General features: G+C 41.8%; 11 protein-coding genes. 1 reads left to right on the top strand and 10 read right to left on the bottom strand.

Features of this window, described 5'->3' with window-relative positions; translation table 11 throughout:
• Positions 1 to 32: 32 nt before the first annotated feature.
• From C505_RS0114920 to C505_RS22545, 8 genes are all read right to left on the bottom strand, one after another.
• Entirely contained in the window at positions 33 to 815 is a 783-nt protein-coding gene (locus C505_RS0114920; RefSeq protein WP_026317996.1) for a 2OG-Fe(II)-dependent halogenase WelO5 family protein, read from the bottom strand.
• A 2-nt stretch (positions 816 to 817) separates the two neighbouring features.
• Positions 818 to 2,095, bottom strand: coding sequence for an MFS transporter (locus tag C505_RS0114915; protein ID WP_018693433.1), 1,278 nt, complete (start codon positions 2,093 to 2,095; stop codon positions 818 to 820).
• The gene (locus tag C505_RS0114910; protein WP_018693432.1) at positions 2,095 to 3,336 is read right to left on the bottom strand and encodes an ATP-grasp domain-containing protein; all 1,242 of its coding nucleotides are present in this window, start codon (positions 3,334 to 3,336) and stop codon (positions 2,095 to 2,097) included. Before C505_RS0114910 ends, C505_RS0114915 begins: the two co-directional genes overlap by 1 nt.
• Positions 3,337 to 3,355: 19 nt before the next feature.
• Entirely contained in the window at positions 3,356 to 4,141 is a 786-nt protein-coding gene (locus C505_RS0114905; protein ID WP_018693431.1) for an iron-containing redox enzyme family protein, read from the bottom strand.
• 50 nt (positions 4,142 to 4,191) lie between these two features.
• Positions 4,192 to 4,605, bottom strand: a complete 414-nt coding sequence (locus tag C505_RS0114900) for a DUF2000 domain-containing protein (RefSeq protein WP_018693430.1) — start codon at positions 4,603 to 4,605, stop codon at positions 4,192 to 4,194.
• 318 nt (positions 4,606 to 4,923) lie between these two features.
• On the bottom strand, positions 4,924 to 5,817 hold the full coding sequence (locus C505_RS0114895) for a LysR family transcriptional regulator (RefSeq protein ID WP_018693429.1): 894 nt from the start codon (positions 5,815 to 5,817) through the stop codon (positions 4,924 to 4,926).
• Between the two features lie 392 nt (positions 5,818 to 6,209).
• Positions 6,210 to 8,201, bottom strand: a complete 1,992-nt coding sequence (locus C505_RS0114890) for a leukocidin family pore-forming toxin (RefSeq protein WP_018693428.1) — start codon at positions 8,199 to 8,201, stop codon at positions 6,210 to 6,212.
• A gap of 411 nt (positions 8,202 to 8,612) precedes the next feature.
• Positions 8,613 to 9,374 carry a thioesterase II family protein gene (locus tag C505_RS22545; protein ID WP_018693427.1) on the bottom strand — a complete coding sequence of 254 codons (762 nt, stop codon included), beginning with the start codon at positions 9,372 to 9,374 and terminating at the stop codon, positions 8,613 to 8,615.
• Positions 9,375 to 9,552: 178 nt separating this feature from the next.
• Between C505_RS22545 and rrtA the strand changes: the two genes are divergently transcribed.
• Positions 9,553 to 10,161: a rhombosortase gene (gene rrtA, locus C505_RS0114880; protein WP_018693426.1), complete on the top strand. Its 609-nt coding sequence runs from the start codon at positions 9,553 to 9,555 to the stop codon at positions 10,159 to 10,161.
• A 3-nt stretch (positions 10,162 to 10,164) separates the two neighbouring features.
• On the opposite strand, the gene C505_RS22540 is transcribed toward rrtA, so the two are convergent.
• Positions 10,165 to 12,543, bottom strand: coding sequence for a S9 family peptidase (locus tag C505_RS22540; RefSeq protein WP_083938355.1), 2,379 nt, complete (start codon positions 12,541 to 12,543; stop codon positions 10,165 to 10,167).
• Between the two features lie 136 nt (positions 12,544 to 12,679).
• Positions 12,680 to 13,993, bottom strand: coding sequence for a glutathionylspermidine synthase family protein (locus tag C505_RS0114870; RefSeq protein WP_169337052.1), 1,314 nt, complete (start codon positions 13,991 to 13,993; stop codon positions 12,680 to 12,682).
• Positions 13,994 to 13,999: the final 6 nt, after the last annotated feature.

The raw sequence follows: 13,999 nt of genomic DNA, 5'->3' as shown, positions 1-13,999 counted from the left end.
CTCTATAAAATCCTTTAATATCAATGAATTGATTATGACCAAAGGCCTAGACTTCCATCATTCCTTAGTCCAATAAAAGATGTTTGTGAGATGCGTGTTGCCTCGGGCTGACCTAAGATCTCGTGGAAATTTTGCGTGTTGAAGAGGATCAGATCACCGATTTCTGGCTGGACTCGTACACAAACTTCATTTTCCAGCACTTCGTAAGGAAAGTAGTAATCATTACTCACTTTCATTGGCTCATTTTCTGGGGTATGAATTGTGTCATAAATGACAAGTTCACCGCCGCCATTATGGACGCTGTAATAAATATTCCAGGTTAGTTGTTTTGATATTTCAGTCACCGCCCACGGTTTTTCAATATGCGTCGGCGCATGATCAACATGAAGTCGTCCATGTCCTTTAAAGCTTCGAAATGCCCCAGCGAAATATTTTCCAAAACCTTCTTCTTCAAAAACTTCTGCCGGATATCCACCTTCGTTCGATAAAGCCGAGATTACTTCCTGCACAGGATCAATATTCAGCGCTTGATAGATGTCGTCAATTTGCTTTTGTGCTTCATCAATCATGCCAAAATAAACTGACTTTTCATCACGACACCACTGGTTATGACAGACACCAAGATGATGAACAGGGATTTCCTTTAGATGGTCATAATTCCCAAAACTTGTTTCGCATAAACGTCTATCGACTTCTTGACAAAACGCCTTTGGCAAAAAGTTTTTGACGATGATCCCTGGTATTTTAAAATCAATCAGTAAATCCAAGTTCTCTTTTGTCAAAGCGCAAAGTTCGTTTGTGATCCAGTGACTCATCATTAATTCTCCTTTTCTTGAAGCGTACTCAAAACAGCGGTTTCAGCAGGAGCCATTAATTTTCGATACTGACTCCATCCGATGAAAATAATCAAAAGATAAATCGACATAAAAGTGCCGACAGCGAGTAAAAAGTTGTTTTCCGTCATGTCCAATAGCAATCCGACAAGCATGCCAATAAAGCTTGCCATCAAGCATCCAATCGAAAATGAAATACCAAATACAGAGCCGAGTTTCCCGTTCGGTGCAAAAGCAACAATACCGGCATAACCATTCATCCAGACAAATTCAAAAAGCAAGACCATGATGGTGAAGAAAATCGCACTCACAACCGGGCTTTGTGTCCAGACGGATAAGACATAACTCAACGCGGCAATGAAAGATAAAGAAACCACAAGGAAAATCGTCTGTTGGAAAGAACGTTCGAACAATTGGTAACGTTTACAAAATATTGAAAATCCAGATGAACCTGCCACAATCGCAATACTCGCAAGGATATAAGATATTGAGACCTCTGCCGTACCAAGACCTAATCCTTGAATTGGAAATAATGGTTGAAGCACACTGTATGTTCCTTGAAAAAAAGTTGCGGTTGCGGGCGGCAAAATAGCGCAGAAGAAGAGTCTTGGCTCACTTCGAAGCGCTTCCATGTATTCCTGGATCCGCTTTTTAAACGGTGAACGCGCGACTTGTCTCGGAAAGTCCACCGCATTTATCGATGTCGTGCAAAGTAGCAATCCGGCTGACACAACAAAAGTGGCCGCATCAATCCACACAACAGTCATAAGATCCAAGTTATCAATAAGGAATATCCCGATAACGGCCGCAAGCCCAATCCCGACGTGATAGCCTGTTTGAAGGAAAGAAGCGTAATGTATCGCTTTCTCTTTCGGAAAAAGAGCTTTGACAGCAACGGTTTTATTAATTCGATTGATTTGGTCGAAAATACCGCGAACAAAAAGCAATCCCACGATTGCAAAATAGTCGGTACTTGGAATAAAAAGTAGAATGGGTAAAGTCAATAATGCACAAAGCCCATCCAAGAGGTACCACCGCGTTCTAGGATTTAGCCCGTGTTCCCAGTCACTTCTGTATATGATCACCAATAACATCGGCAACCACTGTAAAGAGATAAAAAATGAAGTAAGCAGACCGGACTGGGTCTGCTCATAGATTTTCAAAGCAAAAACGATATGCAATAAAATCGAACCTGCGGATGAAATCGTCAATGAACTGGAAGCCAGTAACAGATTGAGGCGTCCCTGATTCAGTACTGCCATCATTCAGCTCCTGGTATAAATGCGGCATGCGATTCAATAAACTGAATTGCTGACATTGCATTTTGTTTGGCTTGTTGCTGTTCTTCACCAACACACATGACCTGAACAATCCAGTTAAAGTTGGACTCAATACCATCAATGTGATCACCGGCATCATGGTGGAACCATACATCTTTGACACCCGTGCAAGCTTTGATCGCTTCCATCGAGGGTAAGGATTGAATGAGGCCTGGTTCTTGACTGATATAACAATGCCAAGCAGCACCTTGTTGGTGTTCGTAAAGTGGTGTCTTCGCTTCTAACTGCCCCAACGCCAATTCAACACAATCTCCAACTATCGAACGAGATGTTGATAAATCCATCATCACCGAGTGGCCACTGCCACCCACACGAGTATTGATCTCAACTAAGTGAGGGCCATTATCGGTTAGAATGATTTCCACATGGCTGGCTCCAAAGTCATAACCGATTGCATCCAGTGCAGCGCAAGCCTTTGAAATAATCACCTCATTGATCTCATCCTTGAGTGGAAATGAAGCACCAATCTCGATACTGCCATTCACCGTTGAACGGTCGGAAATACCGACGACTTGGTGTACACCAGCATTCGTTGTCAACATTTCTACGCTGTATAATTCCCCACAAAGATAATCTTCAGCAACAACCATTTCTGAGATCCACTCTTCTTCTGTCGCTTCTAACTGGTCAAATACAGCGTTCATATCTTCAATACTGTGGCAAAGCCTTGCACCAATACTTGAATGACCAAAAACAGGCTTCACAAAGCAAGGAAACAGATCAGGTGTAGCAACGCCACACCCGATATCCTTTCTGGAAAGTTGCTGACACTGTACTCGGTCAGCGTCTTTTTCCAGCAGCACTTTACGGAATAAATATTTATCTTGTGCAATTTCGATTGATTCAGGCTCTGCACCTTTCAGTCCCAGCCTTTGGCAAATCACTGCCGCCGTCAACGTACGAATTTCAGCAAATGTCAGAACAGCATCAATCTGCTCCACTTGCTTCTGTAGAGCCTCGACGACTTCATCGACATCACTTGAACATTGAACGGATACAACTTGATCAACTTTATCCAACTTGCTCAAACTTGCTTCAGGAAACCAATTCCGAAAACGGTCAAAGCTATCGGTAACCAGCACTGCGCGGTAGCCTTTTGCCTTACAATAGGCAATCGCATCTAGCCCACTGAAATTTGTTTCAATAAATACGACTGTTTTCATCGCTTACTCTCCTCAATCATCAAGCAGACTTTTGTGCATCTACTTCCAGATTGATTAAGCGAGCAATCTGATCCCAAAAACGTTGCCAATACTCCACCCCCATATCAAAAGATGCCTTAAAATCCTGACGGTCTTTTTCGGTCTGGCAGAAACGGAGGAAGTTTGCGACCGAGTGACGAATATGCTCAGTTTCGTCAGCACGGTGAATTTTGAAAAATGGTGTTTTTGATAAAATTTCGTCACATTTATCGGTGTAACACAGACCATTGAATAACGTTTCTATGTTCTCTTCTGCAATAATTTCAAAACTTAACAACAGCCCTACAATGCCTGATTGTGTCTTTGTTTCCGTTAATGTTTTGTCCAACCAATTCAAGACATCCTTAATTGATGAAGAACTGGAAATATGAATGAGCGGAACTGAAGTTTTTTCAATCGCTTCCAGGAATAGATTTGAGTGAATGAAGTTCTTATCCTGTCCACCCAGCTCGTCATAAGCAATTTGAATCAGGTGATGTTGACGTTCAGGATCGTCCGTCATAGCAACAGCTTTCGTAATAAACGAAGGCACATATTTCGCGAAGTCATACCATGCTGTTGCCATCGTTTGTGCTGCTATCAGTGAACGATGCGCTTGAATTGTTGCATTGATATTGACGAAAACATTCAACTTCGCCGCTTCTTGCATAAAGTAATCCGTATAATGGATCACTTCCGGATGGTCATAATCGTAGGTATCTTCTGGAATAAGATAACGAGGTTCATTTTCAATGACTGTATTAAGGTTTAATTCTTGTGTTTCCATACCTAAATCCACTTTATATAGATGATTGATTGAATGGTGTTTTTCCAGGTTTATCTAAGCAACCCTAGATTTCCTGAGAACTTGTTCACGAGCTTTTTGTCTCCATAGAGCGCAATTCCCAAATACTCCGTTTGCTCTATTGGCGTCTCACGCATTGCTTGTTGATATTCCGCATAGGAACGTGTGGTTCTGGTTGCCCCAGTGACATCAACAACGATGAGACTATCCTCGTATGGCTTCAACGCCTCACGGAGTTGTCGAAGTAATAGCCCATCCCCCTTCAGGATTGGTATCGCAATAGTTGTTATCCCTTTTCTTGTATCTCCAAGTTGGTCAACCATATCTTCACCGACCATCTCAGGCGCAAACCGTCCAAGACTCACAGACAATACCGAAGCAGCATTCGCCAAAATACCTGGGGGTAATTGACTATCCAAAATCAGGACGCACTTTTTCTCACTCATTTTGCCTCCATGAGAATGAATAATGATTCATAAAACACGTACATTATGATGAATAACTGATGAGCAAAATAATGGGTAAATACGTTCCTAATCAAGAAAAAAATATTAAAATAAACTGTTTAAATTTATAAATTTAAAACAAAAGAACTTGTTTCAAATAAATTTATCTAATGCTTGAATCAATCAGGAAATACGTATAAAAGTTGAAAGTTCTAAAGCATGAATGGTTGATAAAAATGGTATCAACCACTCTATATTATTCAATTTGATGGGATTGAAGCACGACTCAAATCAAGTCAAGCATTAGGCCTCAAAAAATTACATGAGGTGTGTTTTCGATTGCATATCCATAAAATGAATAAGGGAATAAACGGCACTACATGGATTAACGTTTGATGGCCAAACAGCATACACCTTTAACGCATCAATTTCCCAATCTTCCAATACGCTCGTGATGGAACCATTTTCAAGATCTGCTTTTGCAAGAAAAAGTGGTGGAGTTGCAAGCCCCATTCCTTCTTTCGCAAATTGATAAGCCGCTTCTACATTGTCCACTTGAATTCTGGGTTCGTAACGGATTGTTTCTATCCCAACTTTTGCATGAGCAAATTTTCTGACGTTACTTCTCATCGTGAGTCCTATCCATGGAATACTTTCCAAATCACAAGGCGTTTTTACTTGAGGGTATTGCGCCAATAACGCAGGACTTGCAACCAGTACTCTTTGAAACGCATAGACGGGTCTTGCTTTTAAACTGCTATCTTCCAAATCTCCAACCCGAAAAGCGACATCAATCCCTTCAGATACAATATCATTGATGTTATCACTACAAAGGAGCGTCAATGTACAGTGCGGAAACGACTTCATATACTCAGTAAGACGCACCATGAAGGGGCTGTTGATCAATATCGCTGGAATGGAAACCTTGATACATGTTGTTCGGCATTGTTGATGTTTAGAGACATCCAATATTTCATTTTCATAGAGTGACAAAATTTCTTTTGCGGTTGTAAATATTTTTTCTCCATCTGAAGTTAAAGAAAACTTCCGCGTGTCTCGGTACAATAAAGCGAAGCCCAAACTTTTTTCTAATTTAGAAATATACAGACTCACTGACGCCACGGACAAATTTAAATCTTCTGCTGCATCTCGGAAAGAGCCTTTATCGACAACTTTCGCAAAAACGAGCAAATGCCTCACATCTCCTAACATACCACCTCTGCCACATCAAATTCATTTGAGCCCAATCTAGGTATATTAATCTTTCAATCTTCGCTGCTTTGGCTAATAATACTCCCCGTCGCGATTCATTTGAGATTAATCATCCGCTAGACATTCCTTTGAAACAAAGATTGAAAACCTCATCAAATCACTGACAAATCCATATCCATTTTAAAGCACACTTCAAATAAGCAAATAGAATTAGATTCTTCGTACTTTAAACTCCATCTATAGGAATTCTCTCTCAATAGAAATAGATACTATCAATTCAAGAAAGAAAAAAAATAACCCAAAAGAGGTAATAAAAACGAATATGAGATGAAAAATAAGTAAAAGCGCTCAATTAAGAACGCTTTTTTAGATTTCAGAAGGCGCTACAAAACCTAGTAAACGGACAGGATTTTATCTGGCTCAATATTGCGTACGTAATTGCGCCATGCATTGTAATGCGTATTTTCCTTACTCATTTTCACATCACCATCGACAATGCTCAGATTGCCGCCGAGTTCATTGACAAGCTGGTCATTCTCCCAACGCCATTTTTGATTCGCAGCCGCAGTACAAACATTGACAGTTAATGAGCCGTCATCATTCGCGGTCAAGCAACGATTTGGTGCAACACGGGATTTATAACGCTGGTAGTTATCCAACCCCCATAATTGGTTGTTATCATAGTTGCAGGCGTAACCTACAACAGCCGCACCATCCTCAATTGCACCATACGCAACATCTAAACAGACACCCTCAGCACTGCTATAACGGAACGCTTCAATCGAAACATTGCGCTCTGGCTCGAATACGGCGGCATCCCAGTTCACTTCAAAGTGCTTATTGAAGGTATATTCTGTGCCACTATATGACCAAGGCGTATAGCCCTGTAAAAATCCCATATATTGAACACGCCCACCAAGTGCAGCAATCGTGACTTTGTTGCTAATGGTAAACAGGCTCTTGCCTTGCTTATCTGAGTTCACTCGGAATGTTGCGCTAAAACCAGGCTTATAATTTGCGTAGGCAGCTGCGGTAAACTCTGAGTCTTTGAAAAACCAATCGCTACACCAAAGCGCACAGGTATCATTTGTTCTCCAATGTTTTGAATACTCATCCCACTTCCGGTCCCACAACCACCGAGCTTTGTCTGAATGCCCAGCTTTCGATTGATTTTCAAGTGTATATTCGTAGATTTTATAGGAAACCCAACGAGAGCTGTTGTAACTGTAATCCGCCTTGATATCGCCACCCACAGTCGGTCCCTTATCACCAACTTCAGCTTTCAAGCCGCCAGATACACCGACCGAGAATCCCGTCACATCACGAATATCACTTTCTTTCGGTTTGTTATTCGGCATGGATGTATATAAGCGTACTTCTGGATCGCTGGAATACACTTCTACCCCATAGTCCATTGCAATGGGGCCAAACCAAGTCAATCGATTGGTCCAGCTTTCAAACCATGTGTGTTCGTGTCGTGGCTTATCGACCAAGTGCCAACCGGATCCTGAACCTTTTTCTGGGTTTAGCGTCACTCGAAGATATTTGGCATCATCCGCATTATTATCCCCACCACCGTTGTAGGGTACTGAGCGAATAAAGTCGAGTGTGTAAAACAGCGAAACACTGCCTTCTCCATTGCAAGCATCCTCAATATGGCCATTCCAATTTCCCGTATTTGACCACCCATTCCCATCAAACTCTTTACCAACACGACATTTCACATTGATACGGCGAAACTCAATCGGGATTGTTGCTTCAGGTTTGTAATCTTCTCCAGAAGCAGCGGCTGATGCCAATCTCGACATCCGGGTCGATCGTTTTGTACGGCGTTTGGGTTCTTGTTCCCAGCTTTGAACAATCGTTGTGACCTCATCGATGAGACGTTGCTGATTTTCCTGTAATTGTGGATCTCCATCTATAGAAATGGATTGATAACTCATTTCGCCTTGTTGAAAGTGAACAAGTACAATCGGGTCAGACAGGCCAATCCCTAAATATTGCGCAGTAAAGGCTGATCGTTGCGCTTCAGAGCCTAAACTCGAGAGTTGCAACATCAGGTTTTTCTTTTTTCTGATCGCTTCACGGAGCAATTGATGCGCTCCATTATCTGTATCTGATTCTGGATGAATCACAAGTAGCGCAACTTCTGACAAAGTCACGCCATCCATGACCAATTGACTCGACCAACCTTCCTGCTGAAGCAGCTTTTGCGTTAATTGTCCTGGATTGGATAAATATCCAATTTTGTGATCTTGTGACGTGGTGTAAATTTGAGGACTGTAGTTTGCGGGTGATTCAGTTGATGCATGCGCTTGACTGAGACCCAGTAACGTGAACCCTGTTATTATCTGAAAGGACGATGCAATCTTTCTTATTTTCATAATGCAAACCTCTTTTTATTGATGAATTTTCAGCTTACTTCTGATTGCATTTCCATCATATGGTGGAGATTCGTACTATGGAATAAGAATTTTTTCCTATTTTTTGTAATTAAATTCAATAAAAGCAATAAAATTTCATGATTTAAAAAATGAATCTATTTTGCTCAAAATGTTCATTATCCGTTCATTTCTCTTACGTTATAATTCTATATTTTTGTATTTGAGTTTATTTCAACTCTTAAGTATTAACATTCACATTAACGAAGGATATGAGTTCAATTTCCCAATAAACCAGCCTTCATCATGACTGCACTGCTCACTACATTGACTGCTTACAATAGTGAATAAACATACGCCAAACATGTGAAAATCAGGCATTTATGCAGGCAGGAGCATCGCTCCTGCTTTCCCTCAAACCAACGCAGCTTGATTCTCACGCTCAATAATTTTTTGGACTTCTAGTAAAACGTGTTTTCTATCCGAATGAATAAAAAAGTGATCGCCAGCGAACATTTTTAACGCACAAGGCCCTGAAAAAAGCGTACCCCAAGCTTCTAATTGAACTTGAGAAATATCATCCAACTCACCACCAAAAACCGTGACTGGACAACCGATTTCTTGCTCTGAATGATACAGATAAGTATCCGCTAATTTAAAATCAGCGCGAAGAACTGGCATATAAAGCGACATCAGCTCTTGATTTTCAAGTACCTCCTTCGGTGTGCCATTTAATTGCTCAATCTCTTGAATAAATTCATCATCCGGTAAATCAAAAATGGGGTTGTTATCAGAAGGCAAGTGCGCAGCTCGGCTTCCTGAAGCAATAAAGTGCAGTGGCAAGCGCTTCCTTAGCGCTTGCAGTTGTTTGACGTATTCAATTGCAATTCTACTTCCCAGACTATGTCCAAAAATAATATAAGGAATATCTAAAAGCACATCGATTTCCGACAAGAGATGTTCCACAAGTGTCGGCATATCATCGATGTTCGGCTCCAACATCCTTGCGCCACGACCAGGCAATTGAATACAAATGACTTCAACATATTCAGGTAGAGACTCACCCCATTGATGGAAAACATTCGCTCCGCCACCAGCATAAGCAAAACAGATGAGGCGCAGTGATGCATACGGTTTTACCCTTTGACGTATAAAACACTGTTTATGATGTTGCATGATCAACTTCTTCACGAAAAAATCGAAGTGTACCATTATTGGAAAATCCACCACAATATTACGTAAAGACGACTTGATAAATCTTGACTGGAATTTTCTTTCCGTACTAAGTTACTGTCGTCTCTGAGCATGAATTCATATACAATTTCTATGTTCATGAGGATTGTACGATAGAAAAATGCTGAATTTACCCTTACAACCGCGCTACATTTTACCTTCTCTTTCACTTTTTATCGTGATTGGGGTCATTTTCTTGTTCCACGAAACCCTTCGTCCAATGATTGGTTATACACGAGAACTGATTGATCAAGGGGAATATTGGCGAATGCTCGTTGGTAACTTCGTCCATACAAACCAAAACCATTTTCTTTTAAATGCCAGTGCAATCCTCCTTGTTTGGGCATTACATGCTGAGCATTACACCTTTATCCGCTATTGGGCACTCGCCTTGTTTTGCGCATTATTTTGTGGCCTTGGGCTTTGGCTATTTGAGCCACAGATGACGGGCTATGTTGGCCTGTCTGGTGCGCTGCATGGGATCATTTTTTATGGCGCAGTCAAAGACATTACGGTTGGCTATCGAACAGGATGGTTATTGGCCATTGGTGTTTTTGTGAAAGTTGGCTTGGAAAATACCTATGGAGCAAGTGGGCAGCTTGAACATTTAATCGATGCACGTGTTGCCGTCGAAGCACACCTATACGGTACTATCGGTGGTTTTATCGCATCAATCATGCTTTGGCCTCAAGTCCTAAAAACCAAGGCCAAAACAGAAGAAACATCGTAAAGATCAAAGATTCTTTTCAAAGAGCTTGTAAATACGACGGTATTCATCCAACCAGCTTGTTGGCTGTCTAAATCCATGAGGTTCAACGGGGTAAATCGCCGTCTCAAAGTTTTCTTTTTTCAATTCAATCAGACGTTGAACCAGCCTGACTGAGTCTTGAAACAACACGTTATCATCCACCATCGGCGCACAAATCAATAATGGTTTATTAAGCCCTTCTGCATGATAAATCGGTGAACTACGACGGTATGCCATTGGATCAACTTGTGGGGTATTCAATATTGGCGACGTGTAGCCCCAATTATAATGCGCCCAATCGGTGACCGGTCGAAGTGCAGCACCTGCTTGGAACAACTCAGGCTCAGTGAATAGCGCCATAAAGGTTAAAAAACCACCATAAGAGCCGCCGTACACTCCCACCCGTTTTGGGTCTACATTCGCATGCTCAATCAGCCACTGGACACTATCTTTTAAGTCTTCGACTTCAGGCTTGCCCATTTGACGATAAATTGCCGTGCGCCAGTCTCGGCCATAACCTGCGGAAGCACGATAATCCACATCAAGTACAACATAACCTTGTTCTGCGAGCATTTGATGGAACATGTACTCTCTAAAATAGCCTGACCAACCAAAGTGGGCATTTTGTAAATAACCTGCACCATGAACAAATATCACAGCTTTCCGCTTTTTCACATTCTCTGCGTTTTTGGGGCGATAAAATCGTGCATATACAGGCTTGTCTTGATAGGAAGACGGTATCTCAATCACTTGCGGTGTTTGCCAAGGATAAGCCAAGTATGCTTGAGAAGTTGTCTTTGTCAGTTGTTCTACCTTGCCTGTTTTTATTGATTGGCGATACAGCTCTGGAGGGCGCGTCATACTGGAGTGTTCAATGAGTAAAGATTGTTCATCTGGACTCAAATGGTAGGTATTTCTTCCTCCTAAGTGAGTCACTCGCTTTAACTCACCAGAGTCAAAATTCATGCGATAAACATCATGGTGGCCTGGATGTTCTTTATTCGCGAGGAAAAAAGCATCGCCATGTTGCGTCATCGTTACTCGAGAAACCTCATACTCTCCTTCGGTCCATTGCTTCGCGCGACTTTGTATTCCTTTGGTATACAGGTGCCCATAGCCTGATTCTTCGGAAAGATAATAAAGCACTTCTTTTTTAGCGTGCCACCCAAATTCATTAAAGTGATATGTATTGATCCAGGCAGGATCGTGTTGATGATGCTGTTCAACAAGTTGTTTATTTTGCAAATCAACCGTCACAATCCACCGATCTTTGTGATCGACAGCACCAAGCATGACAGCCACTTGTTTTCCTGTCGAGTGCCATTGAATTGGCGCTGGCGCAGAGAGCATTTTCACCTGAATATAACGCTTATTTTCCTTTTCTTGCTCAATCTTGTTTTCTTCTCGAATCGACTGAAGCACATCCTTGTCGTAATTGGTTAATCCCTTATAGGAAAGTGTATGCTGCTTACCATTGATGAGATCAAGAAGGACAAGTTGATGATCATATGGTTTGAATTCAGCGACTCTTGTACGGATTGGAACTTGCTCCATTCGACCTGACTCGGTTACGAATGTCGGCATGTAATCATCCCTGTCTGTTTCGTACGCTTCTTTTGCAATCGCAGCTAATAGCCACTTTCCATCTGGAGACAAAGCGGCATCCACAATCGTATTGTCATACCCTAAGTGAAACTCATTCGTCGCGTAGTGTATTGCTTGGTATCGCTTTTCTCGATTCGCTTTTGCGGCCTCCTGTCGTGCTTGCTGCTTTTGCACATATTGGATCAAACGGTGTTGCTCTTTTGCGAGATAGCTATCCGTTGCTTTGTGCTTATTCGACTCGTCAAAAGTAATCATTGCGAGTTGCTCTGTTAGCCCACTTTTCGGATCATAAGCAAACCAATCTAAGCCACTGCGATAAGCAACTCTACCGTCTATCAGGATCTGAGGAGATGATTCCTCGTAATTCGTCCGGGTGATCTGCTTGATACCGTGTTGATTTTGAAAATAAATATCACCATCATGTGACCAAACCCACGCCGTCTTCTTTTGATTCGAACGACGAGACTCTTGCTGAATGTATGCGTAATCTTTCAATGGCACCAATGACGATTTACCATTGACGACTTGATAGAGGTCATCCAATTGTTTTTCGTTTTTTTGGAAGTAAATAATGCGTTGAGAATCAAGCCCCCACTGTGGATATGTAGGCGCATGACCGAGCCAGGAGGGGTCGGCCATGATTTTTTCCAGCGTTAATGGCAGCTGTTGTGCCGTCGCTATGGTACTGAGGCTAAGTCCACATACCGTCGCGAAGAAAATTTCTTTCAACATAATTTGACTGTACGGTTCATATTTCATGCACCGACACTACTAAATTATGAATTTAAATCCAAGTTACCCGCCATCAACAACCAAATAACACGCTTAATCCATTCACTGAACATGAGTCAGTTGAAATCACTTACCCCAATTGAGAGCAAACTGACTCAGTACTTTACTCATGACGTAACAAATGAGGAATAAAACGCTCATTACTAATATTCAAAACAGGTTGATCAAATTCACGAATACATAATGATGCGGCTTGCATCACCAAAGGTGCGCGCTCTTGCCCAATCGGTGCCATCCACATCCCAGCAATAAAGTTATGTCGCCCCTCAACCTGCCCTGGCGCGCAATATTCCTGAAATAGGAGTGGTTCATCCTTGTACATTCCATCTGAAGCATAGGTTGTTTCACCTTGCTGAATGATCGTGATGTTATTGGATAATCGACCCATCAGCGGTTTTGATACATAATCCATTCCCGACTGCTGGAATGTTTCTGACGAGAGCGAACTTTTCAAAAATGGGAGATGCCCATATTGTTCGCGAAATTCCGACTCAGTGTCGAGCAAATCACTGATCAATGCCCAGATCCCTTTGTTCGACATCAACCAGCGCCAAGCAGGCTCAAAAAATCTGACTTTTTCTCCCCAATGTTGCCAACGAGAAATAATATCGTCATAAGCCGACTCAACCATTTCTTCCCAGGGCTGAAGAACAAATAAATGTGAAACCTCTTGTTCATTCAATAAAAAAGGGGATGTTTCCCACAATTCATCGAAATCCAATGCATTGATATGGTCGATCATTGGGTAAAGCTTATCGTGACTATCAAACAGGTGAAACATAGTTTCTGAAGTTGCCATATCTTCTACAAAATCGGCATGCAGCGCAACGCCTATCGACTGTTGACCTGTTCGGCTCAATCGACAAACTTTGTCTAAAGCCTCAACTGCTTCAGGGAAATATGCATTCCATTCATCATAAGCATGACCCGTTTGCGCATTCACTTGTTGGGTAAATGCATGTTGCAGCCCAGTAGACTCAAACAACATCACCGGTGTATCACCATTAAATTCGTAAATGCCAGTCACTTGCTCAGTATGTGGATCAAGCGCAAGGTCGAAACGACCATACAATGCTTCATGGTTATTGGCATAAGTCCAAAATGCATAGTCGATGAACGCAGGATATTTCTTGCAAAAATCAGCACCATAGTAATTCGGTACAGCCTCTCGATTTTCAGCAAGCCATTCAATTGCCCAGCACATTGCATCATAAGTTTGTTCACAGATTTCCGCGATAGATGCTGCATTGTCGGTCCTCAGTACATAAAATGGCATCTCTGATTGCTGACTTTGCGGAAAGCGAAATAAATCCAATAAATCTTGATTCGTCTTTCCTTCAGACTCATTTAGAGCCAATGTCATCGGTAATTCCTGAGCAATGATATCTTCTAACGAAAATTCAATTGGATAGTTCACGACCTC

This window comes from Algicola sagamiensis DSM 14643, assembly GCF_000374485.1.
Classification (GTDB): Bacteria; Pseudomonadota; Gammaproteobacteria; order Enterobacterales; family Alteromonadaceae; genus Algicola; species Algicola sagamiensis.
This window is presented reverse-complemented; position numbering and strand designations above follow the sequence as displayed.